Source organism: Gammaproteobacteria bacterium, assembly GCA_028819075.1.
Lineage (GTDB): Bacteria > Gemmatimonadota > Gemmatimonadetes > Longimicrobiales > Gaopeijiaceae > BD2-11.
The window spans coordinates 92,692-109,630 of the sequence record JAPPMM010000038.1 but is presented as its reverse complement, the minus strand read 5'-3'; the positions used below and the strand labels follow the sequence as shown (position 1 = coordinate 109,630).

Below are 16,939 nucleotides of genomic sequence, written 5' to 3'. Positions count from 1 at the left end.
AGGTTGTGGAGGATGCGTGATGGACACGATAGTGTTGGAGCCGGATGCCCGGGGCAATCGTCAGCGCCCTCGCGGAACCGGCAAGCTCCGCTTCCATCCCCCTTCTTCCGACGCGCGACCGAGTTCTGCCAACGCGCAACCACGCCGGAGAAACCCGATGAATCCCGGATCGCTTCCTGTGACATGGACGACTCGCTCCCGCTCTCGCACCTTGCGCCCGATCAGGCTCCTGCTGGCCGCAGGCCTGCTCCTGGCCGCGCCGGGCGTGACGTTCGCCCAGGACTTCGAAATCGAGGAGGCGACCATCGCCGAGGTGCACGCCGCCTTCCTCTCCGGTGACTTGACCTGCGTGCAACTGGTGCAGGGCTACCTGGACCGCATCGAGGCCTACGACCAGCGGGGACGGCGGCTCAACACGATCGCCAACCTGAACCCCGCCGCCCTCGACGAAGCAGCTCGCCTCGATCAGGCCCTCGCCGGCGGCGGACTCAGCGGGCCGCTGCACTGCATCCCCGTCCTCCTCAAGGACCAGGTCGAGACCCGCGACATGCCCACCACATACGGATCGGCGCTCTTCGCGGACTTCGTGTCCTCCCGGGACGCCACCATCGTCACCCGGATGAAGGATGCGGGCGCGCTCATCATCGCCAAGACCAACATGGGCGAGTTCGCATCGCGCTACGTGGGCTCGGGCTTCGGCTTCATCCGCAACCCGTACGACCCGCGGCGCAACCCGAGCGGCTCGTCCGGGGGGACGGGCGCGGGCGTGGCCGCGAACCTGGGCATGATCGGTATCGGTGAGGACACCGGCGGCTCCATCCGCGGCCCGTCGGCGGTGCATGCGCTGGTCGGGCTCAGGCCCACCCTCCAGCTGGTCAGCCGCTACGGGATGATGCCCGCCAACCCCACCACCGACACCATGGGGCCGATGACCCGCACGGTGATGGACGCGGCCATCCTGCTGGACGCCATCGCCGGGTACGACCCCAACGATCCGGTGACCGCGATGTCGGCGGGCCAGGTTCCCGATTCCTACAGCGACGGGCTCTCCGGGGATGGGCTCGACGGGGCCCGCATCGGCATCATCCGCGACCCCATGGACCAGGCGCTGGACACGGATTCGGAGGGATACCGGCAGGCTCGCGCGATCGTCGATGCGGCCGTCGAACAGCTGCGCGCGCTCGGCGCCGAGGTGGTGGACGGCGTGGCCCTCCCCGGAGTCGACGGGGTCAACGCCATCTACTCCATGAACTCCCACGAGACCGAGACCGCCACCGACGCCTACCTGGCGGAGCTCGACGACCCGCCCCACACCACCCTGCGCTCCATCCTGCTCAGCGGTCGCGTGACGCCCTGGCGGGCGACCGGGCTGGCGAACTCACTCGGAAAGACCACCCGCGACCCCGGCTATCTGGCCTACCTGCTGGCCCGCGGCCAGCTCCGCCAGGATATCTACCAGGTGATGGCCGACCACGACCTCGACGCGCTGGTGCACACCACCTTTGACCACCCGCCGTCCCTCATCGCCCCGGACGTCGAGACCAATCCCTCCCCGGCCGACGACTACGGCCTTGGCGACAACCGCCTGCTCAGCCCGCTGACCGGCTGGCCCGCGCTCACCGTTCCCGCCGGCTTCACCCCGGACGGCCTGCCTATCGGCATCGAGTTCCTGGGCCGCCCCTTTGCTGAAGGGATGCTGATTCGCTTCGGCTATGCTTTCGAGCAGGCCACGGGGCACCGGCGCCCGCCAGAAAGCGCCCCACCGCTGGGCTAGCGACTCGACGCGGACAGCGAGTCCGCCGGCGATTCTGTTTGAGCACACTCGCGTTCTTGGGGTCCACGTCCGCTGCAAGAGAGTCTGACATGTGGCGATCAAGATACGATGGCAGCCGTGCTCTTGGACTACTCAGAATTGGTACTGGTCTTCCTGATGCCGGATTCCGCCCTGGACAGGAAGAAGCAGTCCGCCATGTGGTTAGAGGCGACGGCCGACTCCTCGTTGTGCAGAAGACGGGTTGGGGCAAGAGCTTCGTCTACTTCATCGCGACCAAGCTGCTGCGGGAAATGGGGGCTGGACCGACCCTCTTGATCTCTCCCTTGCTCGCCTTGATGCGTAACCAGATTTCCGCCGCGAAGCGGATGGGAGTCCGTGCCGAGTGGATAACCTCGGCCAACATGAACGAATGGCCCGAGGTGGAAGAACTCCTGGTCCGTGACGAGGTGGACCTCCTGCTGGTTGCCCCGGAGCGATTGGCCAACGAGCACTTTCGTGACGATGTCCTCTCCCACATGGCCGAGCGCATTGCGTTGCTCGTCATTGACGAGGCGCACTGCATCTCCGACTGGGGGCACGATTTCCGGCCCGACTACCGACTGATCGAACGCATGGCCCGGACGCTCCCCCGAAACCTGAGACTCCTCGCAACGACAGCCACGGCGAATCACCGCGTAATGCAGGACCTCCGGGAGGTCCTCGGACCCGATTTGACGGTCCACCAAGGCAGCTTGTCGCGGCCGTCCCTCTTTCTGCAAACGATCCGGCTACGTCGTCAGGAGGAGCGGCTGGCTTGGCTCGCCGGGACGGTCCCGCAACTTGCAGGTCACGGAATCATCTACACGCTGACCGTCCGCGATGCGGAGCTGGTGGCGGAGTGGCTCCAATCACAGGGTCTGGACGTACACGCCTATACGGCGAAGAAGGAGACAGAGGAAAAGGAGGAGTTGGAACGTGCGTTGCTCAAGAACCAGGTCAAGGCCCTGGTTGCGACCGTCGCATTAGGCATGGGATTCGACAAGCCCGACCTCGGTTTCGTGATCCACTACCAGACGCCGGGGTCCGTCGTGTTCTACTACCAGCAGGTAGGCCGCGCCGGGCGGGCTCTGGAGACCGCCTACGGAGTGCTGCTGAGCGGAGACGAGGAGACGGACATCACGGACTACTTCATCGACACCGCATTCCCTACCCGCAATCAGGTACAACGAGTGATCGACACGCTCGAAGAGTCACCGCAGGGGGCAACGCCAACAGATCTGCGGCGTAGCCTTAACATCAGCGGTGGCCGTATCAAGCAGACGATGAAACTGCTGTCTCTTGAGTCGCCACCGCCAGTCGTCAAGCAGGGTTCGAAGTGGCAGCTTACGGCGGCAACCCTGGGACAGGCCTTCTGGGACCGCGCCGAGCGATTGACCGAGTTGCGACGAGAGGAGCAGCGTGAGATGCAGGAATACGTCGCACTCCGGTCTGGACACATGGAATTCCTGGTTCGAGCGCTCGACGGTGACCCTGAAGCGTTTGAACCGCCGGATCTGCCGTTACTGTCCACGAGCGTTGCCCCTGTTCTCGTGCGAGAGGCCGTGGCATTCCTCCGCCGCCGGGCTCTGGTGATCGAGCCGCGCAAGATGTGGCCAGCTGGCGGATTGCCCCAATACGAGATCAAGGGGAAGATTCCCGATGAGCTTCGTGCGAACGAAGGGAGGGCGCTCTCCGTGTGGCGCGATGGGGGATGGGGCGAGTTGGTCCGGCAGGGAAAACACGCAGGAAGATTCGACGATGAACTTGTTGACGCCTGCGTCCGGCTGCTGCAACGATGGAGGCCGCAATCTGCACCGGAGTGGATCACCTGCATACCCTCGCGCCGGCACCCGGATCTGGTTCCAGACTTTGCCCGACGGCTTGCACGTGCCCTGCGCTTGCCGTTTCGCGCAGTCCTCCAACAGACCGGTGAGCCCGAAGAGCAAAAGTCGATGGCCAACAGCCTGCAGCAGGCACTAAACCTCGATGGTGTGCTGGAAGTGCACGAGGAGCCACTGCCTGGGCCCGTTCTTCTGGTGGACGATGTCGTCGGTTCGCGCTGGACCTTCACCGTGGCCGCATGGCTCTTGCGCCGCCACGGAAGCGGCGAGGTGTGGCCGCTCGCCCTCTCATCACTGCGAGGGAGCTGATGAACGCCGATCTCAGCCCGAACGCGCAGGCGATTCTGCTGTTGACCGCGCCGTTGCTCGCGGGCCGGCGGAGACGCCCTCCGAGGCCGCGGACCCAGCGAGGGAGCGTGGGTGCGGCCAAGCTGCGTCCACTGAGCACCGCTGAGTATCGCGATTTCGCCAAGCGGCTTCGGGCCATCCGCCGCGAGCCAGCCGATTTGCTCGGTAGTGACGCTCGGGAAACGGTGCGGGAATCCCTCGCCAGCCTGGACGCCGAGCGAATTCACCGGCTTCTTGGCCGCGGATTCCTCCTGGCGCAGGCGGTCGAACGATGGCGTACCCGCGCCCTGTGGGTGGTTACCCGGGCTGATCCGGACTATCCGCGAAAGCTGAAGACCCGGATGCGAGGAAACGCCCCGCCGGTCCTCTACGGGTGCGGGGATCGCACGATTCTGGACGGTGGCGGGCTGGCGGTTGTGGGTTCCAGGAAGGTCAAGGAAGACCTCATCGAGTACACGGAAGACGTTGGCAAGCTCAGCGCTGAAGCCAACACGACGATCATCTCCGGCTGCGCGCGCGGAGTCGACCAGGCCGCGATGAGGGGTGCGTTGGAGGCAGGAGGTCGGTCGGTCGGCGTCCTGGCCAACGGGCTCGAACGGGCGGCCCTGAACCGAGGAAACCGCAGTGCCCTGATGGAGGGACAACTGGTGCTTGTTTGTCCCTACGATCCCGCAGCCCGCTTCGTGGTGGGCCATGCCATGCAGCGCAACAAGCTCATCTACGCGCTGTCGGACGCCGCCCTTGTGGTAAACTCGGACCATGGGCATGGGGGTACCTGGGCAGGGGCAACCGACCAACTGGACAAGCTGAGGTTCGTGTCGGTTTACGTGCGCGCCAGCGGCAGGCGCTCCAAAGGCCTCGAAGGCCTGCTTGACCGTGGTGCCACGTCATGGCCGAATCCCCGGACACCAGACGAATTGGAACGAGTTCTCCGAGGTGAACCCCTCGAAGATCAGTCCCCCGCATCTGCTCCAACCAAATCCGGGCAGTACGATCTTTCCCTTGCCGAGTCCTCGGAAGTACGGGAGGATCGGCCGGACCAGTCGACCAAGGCACAAGGCGAGGACGCGACCAGCGATGGACCGGAGGACGGTACGTTAACCGCTGCCGTCGAGCACCGACCCGAGTTGGCTGAGACTGCTTCCCTCGCCACACCTCGAGAGAAACTGCTGCTGTCCATCTCGGGCGACATGAGCCGCCAAGACATCTTGACCGCGTTGGGGCTCCGGAACCTCGGAAACCTGCGTAAGCGGTATCTCAAGCCCTGCCTTGAGCAGGGCTGGATCGAGATGACGATTCCCGAGAAGCCAAGCAGCGTCAACCAGCGGTTTCGGCTAACCCAAGTGGGCCGTGATCACCTCAAGGAACTCGGCCTGACGCCAACCGGCAACTAACCCCCGCCGATCCCCGTCGCGGTCGGCCGACAGTTGGTCATCGTGGCCAGCGTGGAATCGATGCTCAGGAAGAGGGCCTCGCCGGGATCCACGATCAGTTCCTCCGTCGTGCAGGTGCCGCCCGCGAGCAGCGAGATCTCGATCGAGAGCGTCTGCGAGATATCCCAGTCGAGAGTGTAGTTGGCCTCGGTCTTCCCCGTGAGCATGCCGATGTACTCGCGCCCGCGCTGGTGCACCGCGTACATCCGCGCATCGCTGAAGTTGTTGTTGATGATCCGGATCTCGATCTGATTCTCGAGGCCGGGCGTGATGGCCGGGTTCCCCTCGCCGGCGCGGGCGGCGCATGCGGTGGCGAGCGCGGTCACCGCAGTCACCAGCATCGCCCGCATGAGGAAAAGTGCCACTCCGCCGACTCTCCCGGGTGCGGCACTGTCCACCGCGGTGGACACTTCCGATCCCCCCATCGTCATCGCTGCCTCCATGCGCTTCAGGCGCGCGGCCGATTCGGGTCGCGCCCTCCGTTCAGTCGCTGTTATTCTTGCGTGCGCCCGGATTCCCCCGGCTTCATCACTCATCTTCGCCTCCCTCTCGGTCAGGATCGTCACTCAATCTGTACAGGAGTTCATCATGAAGGCTCTCGCAACGGCAGCCCTCGTCTTCGCGTTGTTCGCGTCGGCGCTCGCGCCCCCGGCCGCGCTCGCGCAGGAGCGGCGCAACATCACGGTCGACGATCTGTTCGAGCTGGAGAACGTCGGCTCGCCGGTGGTCAGTCCCGAGGGCGACTGGGTCGCGTACACGGTCTCTCGCACCTCCCTGGAGGATGAACGCTCCTATACCCGCGTCTACATGGCGCCGGTCGCGGGCGGCGACCCCGTCCCGCTCACGCGCGACAAGCAGTCTGCCGGCTCCCCCGCCTGGAGCCCGGACGGCCGATACCTCACCTTCACGGCGGCGCGCGACGGCGACCCGACCCAGGTGTGGGCGCTCGACCGGCGCGGCGGCGAAGCCTTCCCCCTGACCGACGTCGAGCAGGGCGTCGGCGGATACCGCTGGTCGCCCGACGGCACGCGCCTCCTCCTCACCATCCGCGATGCCGAGGAAGAGAATGAGGATGCGAAGCCCAACGCTCCCCAGGATCCGTGGGTCATCGACCGCATCCAGTTCAAGCGGGACGGAGCCGGATACCTGACCGGCTCACGCATGACGCACCTGTATGTCTACAAGATCGATGCCAAGGAGTTGCGGCAGCTCACCACCGGGCGCTGGAATGAGTCCCTGGGCGTCTGGAGCCCGGACGGCACGCAGATCGCGTTCGTCTCCAACCGGACGGAAGATCCCGACCTGAACGCCAACAACGACATCTGGGTGGTCTCGGCGGACCTGGAGGAGCCCACCGACGCTCCCCGGCAAATCACAACCAACCCCGGTTCCGACGGCTCACCGCAGTGGAGCCCGGACGGACGCTGGATCGCCTATTCCACCGGTATCCGCCCCGACCTGATCTGGTACGCCACCACGCACCTCGCCGTGGTCTCGGCGGACGGGGGCGAGCCCCGCCTGCTCACCACGGAGCTGGACCGCAACGTGCGTTCCCCGCGCTTCTCGCCGGACGGCGAATGGATCTGGTTCGGGCTCGAGGACTCCTCCGAAAACCACATCGCCCGCATTCGTCCCGACGGCTCGGATCTGGAGCGGCCGGTTTCCGGAGGACTGTCGGCTTCGGGTTTCGACGGGCGCGGCGGCACCTTCGCGGCCCTGGTCAACCACCTGGACCGCCCCGGCGAGATCTACGCCGTCGAGGACTTCGATGACGGACAAGCCTCGCTCCGCCGCATCACGGGCCACAACGACGACTTCCTCGAGACGGTCAACATCGCCGAGACCCGCAACATCCAGTTCCCCTCCGAGGGCGGGATCGAAGTCGAGGGGTTCGTCACCTTCCCGCCTGACTACGAGGAAGGACGGGCCTATCCCACCATCCTGCGCATCCACGGGGGCCCGGTCTCCCAGTACAGCCACTCCTTCCAGTTCGAGTCGCAGCTCTTCGCGGCCCACGGCTACGTGGTCGTGCGCACCAACCCGCGCGGCTCGTCCGGCTACGGACAGGACTTCTCGGCGGCACTGTGGGCGGACTGGGGCAACCCCGACTTCAAGGACGTGATGGCGGGCATCGACTACGCCATCCAGCAGGGCTGGACCGACCCCGACCGGCTCGGCGTGGGCGGCTGGTCGTACGGCGGTATCCTCACCAACTACGTCATCACCCAGACCGACCGCTTCGAGGGCGCCATCACCGGGGCCAGCGAAGTGCTCTACATCGCCAACTACGGGCACGACCACTACCAGCGGCAGTGGGAGGCCGAGCTCGGGCTCCCCTGGGAGGGCGACAACCGCGACAACTGGGAGCGCATCAGCCCCTTCAACAAGGTGCACGAGGTCACCACCCCGACCCTCATCATGGGCGGAGAGGTCGACTGGAACGTGCCCATCCTCAACTCCGAGCAGCTCTACCAGGCGCTGCGCCGGCGGGGCGTGCCCACCCAGCTCGTGGTCTATCCGGGCCAGAGCCACGGCATCCGCGTCCCCAGCTACCAGAAGGACCGCTACGAGCGCTACCTCGCCTGGTACGACCGCTGGGTCATGAACGCCAACCGTCCGGTGAGCTGAAGGATGAGAATCATCGTCAACGGCCAGCAGGCCTTCGGCGCGAGCGTCCTCAAGGCGCTGGTCGAGCGCGGCGAGGACATCGTGGGCGTCTACACCCGTCCCGAAAAGCCCGGTCAGCGCCCCGACCCCCTCGCGGAAGCGGCCCGCCAACACGGCCTGCCCCTCTTCCAGCCCTCCTCCTTCAAGAACGAGGACACCTGGGCTCAGATGAAGGCGCTTCGCCCCGATCTGGGGGTGATGGCCTACGTGACCCTCTTCGTGCCCGAGCAGGCCCTCGACATCCCGACCCACGGGACCATCCAGTATCACCCCTCGCTGCTCCCGCTCCATCGCGGCCCCAGCTCCATCAACTGGCCCATCATCTGGGGCAGGGAGAAGACGGGACTCTCGATCTTCTGGCCCGACGACGGGCTCGACGAGGGCCCGATTCTCCTTCAGAAGGAAGTCGATGTCGGGGATCACACCCTGGGCAGCCTCTACTTCAACCACCTCTTCCCCATGGGCGTCGACGCCATGCTCGAGGGCGTGGACCTGGTGCGCGCGGGCGAGGCGCCTAAGATCCCGCAGGATCATTCCGCGGCCACCTACGAGGGATGGTGCAAACACGAGCACGTGCGGGTGTCCTGGAATCTGCCGCTGCGCCGGACGTGGAACCTCGTGCGCGGCGCGGATCCCCAGCCGGGGGCGTGGAGTACGTTCAACGGCGCCTGGGTCAAGCTCTACGGCGCTTCGCGGATCGACGAGGCGCTTTCGATTCGCCCGGGGCAGGTCACCGGCATCGGCCCGAAGGGGATTCGCGTCGCGGCACCCGACGGCCAGTTGCTGATCGCCAAGGTGCGGCCCGAAGGGGGGAAGAAGATGGCCGCGGGCGAGTGGGCGGAGTCGGCCGGGTTGGCAAAAGGCATGTTCTTCATTTGATGGACGGAACGTATTCGAGAGACGGCTGCATGCACCTGGGACCAGGGGACACGGCGTGAAGAACGCGGCTTCGCAGGAAGACAGAAGGCGGGCGCTGGAGAGGATGATTTCGCAGGTCGGCCGTCGCTTTCCCGAGGTCAGGACCATCAGCGCGGCGGAGCTCCGCGAGCGCTTGCCCGCCAACGATACCGTGCTCGTCGACGTGCGCTCTCCGGCGGAACGGGCGGTGTCCACCCTGCCCGGAGCGATCATCCCCGAGGAGTTCGAGGGCCAGCTCGAGGAACTGGGAGACTGTACCGTGGTCGCCTACTGCACTGTGGGCGCGCGGAGCTCGAAGTACGCACGCCGCATGAGCAGGAAGGGCGTGCCGGTGCTGAACCTGGAGGGAAGCCTGCTCGCCTGGACGCACGCGGGCGGCGAACTCACCGACGGCTCGTCACAGACGACGAGGCTTCACGTGTACGGGCCCAGGTGGAATCTCGCCGCGGACGGATACGAGGGCGTTTGGTAACACGAGGTCGTTTGTCGACTGGGCGCCCGCCGGGGGTGGGCGGCTGCATGCCTTTCTCCCTGGTGCTCGCGCTTCTGCTTGGCACCGCCGCCGCCAGCGCTCAGATCCCTCAGATTCCTCTCCCCCCGGAGTGGTCCAACTCCAGCGAGTTCAGCTTCATCCAGACCCGGGGCAACACCGAGTCGACCACGTTCGGGCTCGCCAACGAACTGATTACGGAGTGGGAGCGGACCGAGACCAGGCTGGAGTTCGGAGCTCTGCGCACCAACACCAGCCGCTTCAAGCGCTCCGCCATCGGCACCGCCGACGATTACAGGGTCGAAGAGGAAAGCGAGACCCGGGTTTCCGCAGAGAACTACCACATCCGCTTCCGCGGCGACCGCGAGTTCTCGGAGCGGTCGTCGGTGTTCGGCCAGCTTGGATGGACCCGCAACACCTTCACCGGCATCGATGGCCGCTACGTGCTGGTCGCCGGCATGTCGACGCGCTGGCTGGAGGATGAAGTGCACCAGCTGCGCAGCTCCTACGGGCTCACCGTGACCAGGCAGGACGACGTGGTGCCCGATCCCGACGCAGCCAACACCTTCATCGGACTCCAGGTCTCCGGCGAATACGAGATCCAGCTGACCGACAACACGGAGTTGAAGAGCACCCTGGTGGTGGACGAGAACGGCTTCAATCCGGCGGACCTGCGCGCGGACTGGGTGACCTCGCTGGGCGTTTCGATGAGCGAGCACTTCGGGCTGCAGGCCAAGTTCCAGTACCAGTTCGACAACCGGCCGTCGCTGGTCGACGTCCCGCTCACCAGCATGCAGGGGGAGTCTGCGGGCAAGGTGCCCATCCCGCTGGACAAGTCGGACCGGGTGCTCACCATGGCTCTGGTGGTGAATTTCTAGGACGGGGTTGCATTTGCGCAAACCCGCGGGTCTTTCGACTTTTTCAGGCCCGACAGTCGATCCGTTGCATGGAGTAACCGAGATGAAGATCCGTCCTGCCAGCGTCCTCTGCTTCCTCGCCCTTCTCGCGCTCGGCGCGTCGTCCCTCACCGCCCAGGAACCTGCGCGCATCGTCGTGGAGGAAGGGGTGCTCACCCTCCAGCCCGGTGAGAGCGGACAGATCACGGCCAGCGTTGTCGATGCCGACGGGAACGCCGTCGATGCCCCGATCATGTACATGGCCCGGGGCGCGCGCGGGCGCTTGGACGTGAACAGAACCACCGGCACCGTCGAGGCGGTGTACGGGGGTGACTACCTGGTGACGCTGATGGTCGCCACCGACCGCAACATCCGCGCGGAGATGACCGTCTCGGTGCCGTACCCGGCCCTCGACCGGGTCGAGATCTCGCCGGGCGAGAACGGGCGCTTCTACGTGGGCACGGTGATGCGCCACCGGGCCGCCGTGTACGACGCGGTCGACGATGTCCGCGGCGACGTGGAGCTGGGCTGGAGCACCAGCGACGAGTCGGTGGCCAGCGTCGACCGCTTCGGCGTGTTCAGCGCGCACGCACCCGGCCGGGTCACCCTGACCGCGGCCGCCGAGGGGATCGCCGGAGAGGTGGTCTACGACGTGGTCGCGAGCCCGGTCACCTCGATTGCGCTGTCGGGGAGCCAGGAGGTGGGTCGTACCGGCGACGTAATCCGCTTCGAAGCCACCCCGATGGGAGGCGACGAGGCCAGCGACGTCCCCGTGACCTATTCGGTCGTGCCCTACGCGGACATCGAGGCCACCGCGGACTTCGCGCCCGCCGAGATCGACCAGCAGGGCCGCTTCGTGGCGTACCGGCCGGGCGTGTACACGGTCATGGCCACCGTTCCGGGCCACTCTGCCAACCAGACCATCCGCATCGAACCGCGCAACGTGAGCGAGACGGTGGAGTTCATCGGCCAGGGCGCCGTGCGCGACGTGCCCACTTCCGACCTGTGGGTGTGGGAGGGGGTCGACGGCCGCGACTACGCCATCACCGGCACCTGGGGCGCCTACGGCGCGACCTACTGGTGGGACGTGACCGATCCGGCGGCTCCGGTCATGACCGACTCGCTGGTGGTGGACGCGCGCACCACCAACGACGTGAAGGTCTCAGAGGACGGCCGCGTCTGCGTGATCTCGCGCGAGGGCGCCTCCAACCGGCGCAACGGCATCGTCATCGTGGACTGCTCGGACCCGCGCAACGTGGAAATCCTCTCCACCTTCGACGACGAGCTGACCGGCGGCGTCCACAACGTCTTCGTCTACGACAACCACGTGTACGCGGTGAACAACGGCGTCCGCTTCGACGTGATCAACATCGAGGACCCGACCAGCCCGCACCGGGTGGGCCGCTTCGAGCTGGACACCCCCGGCCACGGCATTCACGACATCTGGATTGTGGACGGGATCGCGTATACGTCCAACTGGGCCGACGGGGTGGCGGTCATCGACGTGGGCGGGGGCGACCGGGGCGGCAGCCCCTCGAACCCGGTGCTGATGAGCCGTTTCGCCGACATCGGCGGGGCGACCCACGCGGCCTTCCCGTACTGGAGCCCGACCGGCCGCTTCTACATCTTCATGGGCGACGAGATCGGCCGCCCCGGCTTCAACGACCTGGACGCCGAGCGCACGCCCCCGCGCATGGCCGGCTACATCCACGTCGTCGACTTCACCGACCCCAACAACCCCGAAGAGGTCGCGCGCTACGAGATCCCGGAGGCCGGGTCGCACAACATGTGGATCGACGGAGACCGCCTCTACGCAGCGTATTACAACGGTGGCACCCGCGTCATCGACATCTCCGGCGAGCTCAAGGGCAACCTGGGGCTGCAGGGCCGCGAGATCGCGCACTACGCCGCCAACGATCCCGACGCCTTCGTGCCCAACGCGCCATTCAGCTGGGGCCCGCAGATTCACAAGGGACACCTGTTCATCGCCGAGCACCACTCCGGGCTCTGGTCGGTGAGGCTGCAGCCGAGGAGGACGCTGGTTCCGTGACGAAGGGCCTGTCGCGGCGCCATCGCCGCGTCGAGTCACTCCGGCTCGCGGCCGCCGCGCTGCTGGCGGTGCTTGTCGTCGCGCCCGAACCAGCCCAGGCGCAGTCGTACCGGGCATACGTGGCCGCGGAGTCGGAGGACGAGGTGGCGGTGCTCGAGTTCACGCCCGAAGCCGGGCTCTCGGTGGAGAAGGTCATCCGGGTGGGCCGCTGGCCCGCCGAGATCGAGGGGCCGCACGGGATGTTTTTCGACCCGTCCGGCGAATACTGGTACCTGACGCTCGGGCACGGCTTCCCGAACGGCTACCTGCTCAAGTACGAGACCGGCCCCGACACGGTGGTGGCCGCCACCGAGCTCGGGTTCTTCCCCGCGACCGTGTCGCTCACCCCCGACGGCGTGCTGGCCTTCGCGGTCAACTCGAACTTCTACGGCGACCACGTCCCGAGCACGGTGTCGGTGGTGGACACCGAGGACATGTACGAGATCGAGCAGGTGACCACCTGCACCATGCCGCACGGGTCGCGCATGTCGCCGGACGGCATGTACAACTACTCGGCGTGCATGATGGACGACCAGCTGGTGGAGATGTCCACCTTCTCGCTCGAGGTGACCCGGCGGCTCAACCTGGTGACGGGAGAGCCGGTCGACGAGCCGGTCGCCCACGGCGCGAGGATGGGCGGCAGGATGGGCGGCGGAGCCACCAGTGACATGGCCGGCGGGATGGGCGGCTCCGGCATGGCCGCCTGCTCCCCGACCTGGACCACGCTCTCCGGCGACGGGCGCTTCGTCTACGTGGCCTGCAACCGCGGCAACGAGATCGTCCAGGTGGACATCGAGTCCTGGAGCGTGGCCCGGCGCATCGCCGCCGAGGGCGCGCCCTACAACCTGGCCCTCACCCACGACGGCTCGCGTCTGCTCGCGACCCTCAAGGGCAGCGGCCACTTGGCGGTGTGGGATCTCGACACCGGCGAGCAGCTGGCGAAGATCGAGAGCACCCAGGAGGTTACCCACGGGGTCGTCGTGACGTCGGACAACCGCTTCGCCTTCGTCACCGTCGAAGGAATCGGGGGACAGCCGGGCATCGTCGAGGTCATCGACCTCGCGACCTACGAGCGAGTGGGAATGGCGGAGACAGGCAAGCAGGCGGGGGGCATCACGCTGGTTCCCGGAGCCAGCTAGTGGCCTCGGGCAACACACCTCCCTACCGCTGGGCGGCCGGGGTGGCGGGCGCCGTGTTCCTCCTCTACGCGGCGACCGTGGCTCCCACCACGGCGTTCTGGGACACGAGCGAATACATCGCCACCGGGCACATGCTCGGCATCCCGCACCCTCCGGGGAACCCGCTCTTCGTCGTGCTCGCCCGCGCCTGGGACATCCTGCTGGCTCCCCTGGGAATCTCGACCGCAGTCCGCATCAACCTCCTCTCGGCGGCGGTGAGCGCGGCCGCCCACGGCTTCTGGTTCCTCGTCGTCCATCACATCCTGCGCTTCTTTTCCTCCGACCGGCGCTTCCGGCTGGTGGGGGCGTGCGCGGCGGTCCTGATCAGCGCGACGGCGTTCACGGTCTGGAACCAGTCCAACGTGAACGAGAAGGTCTACACCGTCTCCCTCCTCACCATCGCCCTCCTGACCTGGCTCACCTTCCGCTGGCAGGAGAACCTCGGAAAGGGAAGGGAAGACAACCTGCTGGTATTGATGGCGTTCATCATGGCGCTCTCCGTGGGGAACCACCTCATGGCGCTGCTGGTGCTGCCCTCCCTCTTCCTCTTCATCCTCGCGGTGCGCGCACGCACGCTCCTCAGCCCGCGCCTCTACGCGAGTTCGCTGGTGGCGGTCCTCCTCGGGCTGAGCATCCACCTCTTCCTGCCCATCCGCTCCGACCTCGACCCGGTCATCAACGAGGCTCAGCCGACCTGCGAAGGGGTCTCCGACGCGCTGGTGAGCGTCGCCACCTACGGCAACGCGGGATGCGAGGAGCTGTCATCGGCGCTCAAGCGGGAGCAGTACGCCAAGCCGCCGCTCGTTCCCCGTCAGGCGCCGCTCCTCGCCCAGTACGGCAACTGGATGCAGTATTTCGACTGGCAGTGGGCCCGCGGCGTGGCCTTCGCGGACAACCGCTTTCCTCCCAGCCGGCTCCTCTTCACGCTGCTGTTCCTGGCGCTGGGCGCACTCGGCCTGCGCGAGCACTACCGGAAGGACCGTGCCAGCTGGCTCTATCTGGCCTCGCTCTTCGGCATCCTCTCCGTCGGGCTGGTCTACTATCTGAACTTCAGGCTCGGTTATTCCTTCCCCGACCAGGGAATCGAGAAGGAAGTGCGCGAGCGCGACTACTTCTTCGTCGTCGGTTTCTCGGTCTGGGGCCTCATCTCGGGGATCGGCCTCGCGGGCCTGTGGAAGTCGCTGTCGAGAAACCTGGGGTCGATGAAGATGGCCTCGCCGGTGCTCCTGCTGGCGCTGCTGCCGCTGGTCCTCAACTTCCAGCGCGCGAGCCGTTCGGACGACTATTCCGCGCGCGACTGGGCCTACAATCTGCTCATGAGCGTGGAACCCTACGCGCTCATCTTCACGAACGGCGACAACGACACCTTCCCCCTCTGGTATCTGCAGGAGGTGGAGGGCATCCGGCGCGATGTCGTCGTCGCGGTGACGTCGTACCTGAACACCGACTGGTACGTGAAGCAGTTGCGGGGCCTGAGCCGTCCCTGCGGCCCCGGCGAGGATCCGGACGCGGACCCGACCCGCATCCTCTGCCAGCGCCCCTACACCCCCGTGGGCACGGGCGCGCTGTACACCGACAACCCGGCCTCGGCGCAGGCCGCGGGACTGGTGCCGCTGGTGCTGCGCGAGCCGATTTCGCCCCCGACGCGAGCGGTGGTCAGCACCGAGCTGACCGACGACATGATCGAACGGGTCGTCATGACCGGCGTCGCGCCGCTCGCCGAGGAGCGCCGTTTTCGCCTGGGCCCGGTCACGGCCACGGTCGCGCAGGGGCGCCAGATGCAGCCGTGGATGCAGTTCGCGCTGTCCTTCATCGCCAACTCCATCGACGACCGGCCCATCTACTTCGCCTCCGCCGTCGGAGCCCCGGAGGACATGGGGCTGCGCAGGTACATCGTCCGGCAGGGTGTGGCCTATCGGCTCTGGCCCGGGGACCCGGCGCCGCTGCAGGCCCGGGGGATCGCCCAGGTGGGTGACCCGAACCGGGTGTCGGGGGTCGGAGTGTGGTTGGATACCGAGCGCACGCGCACGCTGGTGGACGAGGTGTACGTGCACCGGAGCGGCCTCCCCGAGGGGTGGGACTACTGGCGCGATCCAAGCAGCCTGGGAATCCCCACCTACTACGCCCTCGCCTATTTCGCTCTCTACCGGGAAGCCGGCCTGCGCGGAGACACCGCGACCGCCAACCGGATGCTGGAGCGGATGGAGGCCTGGAACGAGCTGGGGCTGTAGGACATCGGACTTAGTTCTGTGGACTAAGTCTATATTTTAGACCGTCCCCTCCCGCACACCCTTGTCGAGCAGCGCCACCAGCGCCTGGATGGCGTCGACGCTCGGCGTCGGCACCTCCACCAGTTGGCCGAGCTCGGAGACCACGCCTATGATGGCGTCGATCTCGAGCGAGCGGCCCGCCTCGACGTCCTGGAGCATGGAGGTCTTGTGCGCGCCGACACGCTCCGCGCCCGCGATGCGCCGCTCGATCCCGACCCGGAAGGTGATCCCCAGCTTGCCCGCCACCTCCTGGGCCTCCTCCATCAGCGTGCGCGCCAGTTGACGCGTGAGCGGGTACTGGCAGATGTCCACCAGCGTGGCGCGGGTGAGGGCGCTGATCGGGTTGAACGAGAGGTTGCCCCAGAGCTTGAGCCACATCTCGGCGCGGATGTCCTCGATGACGAACGACTTGAAGCCGGCGCGCGTGAGCAAGTCCACGAGCTGCTGGGCGCGCTCCGTGCGCGAGCCGTCGAGCTCGCCGATGGGGAAGCGGTTGCCCTCGGTGTGGCGCACCACCCCGGGTGATGCGATCTCGCCCGCCGGGAAGGTCACGGTGCCCACGATGTTGTCGACGGGGATGCTGTCGGCCAGGACGCCGTCGGGATCCAGCGACTGCAGCCGGTGCCCTGCGAACGGCCCGCCGTGCTTCTCGAAGTACCACCAGGGCAGCCCGTTCTGAACCGGGACGACCATCGTCTCGGGACCGAGCATGCCGCGGACCCCCGGCGCCACCACCGGCAGCACCTGCGCCTTCACCGCCAGAATGACGAGGTCCTGCTCGCCCACACCGTCCATGTCGCCGCGGGCGTCGAGCACGGCATGGTGCTCGGAGCCGTCGGCCATGATCAGCTTGAGTCCGCCCTCCCGTATGGCATCCAGGTGCGGACCCTGGTCGATGACCGTCACGTCCTCCCCCGCATTCGCGAGCTTCACGGCGAGCAGTCCGCCGATGGCTCCCGCGCCCACCACGCAGATCTTCATTCTGTCGTTCCCATGTTGAGATGGTGCCGGCACGCA

Annotated in this window: 12 protein-coding genes; 10 read left to right on the top strand and 2 right to left on the bottom strand. The window is 66.8% G+C overall.

Annotated features, from left to right (window positions below; all coding sequences use genetic code 11):
* Positions 1-211 precede the first annotated feature (211 nt).
* From OXU32_08885 to OXU32_08875, 3 genes are all read left to right on the top strand, one after another.
* Positions 212-1,774, top strand: coding sequence for an amidase family protein (locus tag OXU32_08885; protein ID MDE0074063.1), 1,563 nt, complete (start codon positions 212-214; stop codon positions 1,772-1,774).
* A gap of 89 nt (positions 1,775-1,863) precedes the next feature.
* Entirely contained in the window at positions 1,864-3,942 is a 2,079-nt protein-coding gene (locus OXU32_08880) for a RecQ family ATP-dependent DNA helicase (GenBank protein MDE0074062.1), read from the top strand.
* Positions 3,942-5,375, top strand: a complete 1,434-nt coding sequence (locus OXU32_08875; protein ID MDE0074061.1) for a DNA-processing protein DprA — start codon at positions 3,942-3,944, stop codon at positions 5,373-5,375. The genes OXU32_08880 and OXU32_08875 overlap by 1 nt, the downstream gene beginning before the upstream one ends.
* Here the strand turns inward: OXU32_08875 and OXU32_08870 are convergent.
* Positions 5,372-5,845: a hypothetical protein gene (locus OXU32_08870; GenBank protein MDE0074060.1), complete on the bottom strand. Its 474-nt coding sequence runs from the start codon at positions 5,843-5,845 to the stop codon at positions 5,372-5,374. The genes OXU32_08875 and OXU32_08870 overlap by 4 nt on opposite strands.
* 157 nt (positions 5,846-6,002) lie before the next feature.
* On the opposite strand from OXU32_08870, the gene OXU32_08865 reads away from it, so the two are divergent.
* The 7 genes from OXU32_08865 to OXU32_08835 all read left to right on the top strand — a co-directional run bounded on the left by OXU32_08865 (position 6,003) and on the right by OXU32_08835 (position 15,883).
* A complete protein-coding gene (locus OXU32_08865) occupies positions 6,003-8,042 on the top strand; it encodes a S9 family peptidase (protein ID MDE0074059.1) in 2,040 nt (679 codons plus the stop codon).
* Positions 8,043-8,045: 3 nt separating this feature from the next.
* The gene (locus OXU32_08860) at positions 8,046-8,960 is read left to right on the top strand and encodes a methionyl-tRNA formyltransferase (protein ID MDE0074058.1); all 915 of its coding nucleotides are present in this window, start codon (positions 8,046-8,048) and stop codon (positions 8,958-8,960) included.
* A 55-nt stretch (positions 8,961-9,015) separates the two neighbouring features.
* Positions 9,016-9,471 (top strand): rhodanese-like domain-containing protein, encoded by a 456-nt coding sequence (locus tag OXU32_08855; protein MDE0074057.1) that lies wholly within the window; start codon positions 9,016-9,018, stop codon positions 9,469-9,471.
* Between the two features lie 47 nt (positions 9,472-9,518).
* On the top strand, positions 9,519-10,367 hold the full coding sequence (locus tag OXU32_08850; GenBank protein ID MDE0074056.1) for a DUF481 domain-containing protein: 849 nt from the start codon (positions 9,519-9,521) through the stop codon (positions 10,365-10,367).
* A gap of 82 nt (positions 10,368-10,449) precedes the next feature.
* Positions 10,450-12,435 (top strand): hypothetical protein, encoded by a 1,986-nt coding sequence (locus tag OXU32_08845; GenBank protein ID MDE0074055.1) that lies wholly within the window; start codon positions 10,450-10,452, stop codon positions 12,433-12,435.
* Positions 12,432-13,613 (top strand): YncE family protein, encoded by a 1,182-nt coding sequence (locus OXU32_08840; GenBank protein MDE0074054.1) that lies wholly within the window; start codon positions 12,432-12,434, stop codon positions 13,611-13,613. Before OXU32_08845 ends, OXU32_08840 begins: the two co-directional genes overlap by 4 nt.
* Positions 13,613-15,883 carry a DUF2723 domain-containing protein gene (locus OXU32_08835; GenBank protein ID MDE0074053.1) on the top strand — a complete coding sequence of 757 codons (2,271 nt, stop codon included), beginning with the start codon at positions 13,613-13,615 and terminating at the stop codon, positions 15,881-15,883. Before OXU32_08840 ends, OXU32_08835 begins: the two co-directional genes overlap by 1 nt.
* Positions 15,884-15,919: 36 nt before the next feature.
* Here OXU32_08835 and OXU32_08830 read toward each other — a convergent pair whose 3' ends face one another.
* Positions 15,920-16,903, bottom strand: coding sequence for a 2-dehydropantoate 2-reductase (locus OXU32_08830; GenBank protein ID MDE0074052.1), 984 nt, complete (start codon positions 16,901-16,903; stop codon positions 15,920-15,922).
* Between the last annotated feature and the right edge of the window lie 36 nt (positions 16,904-16,939).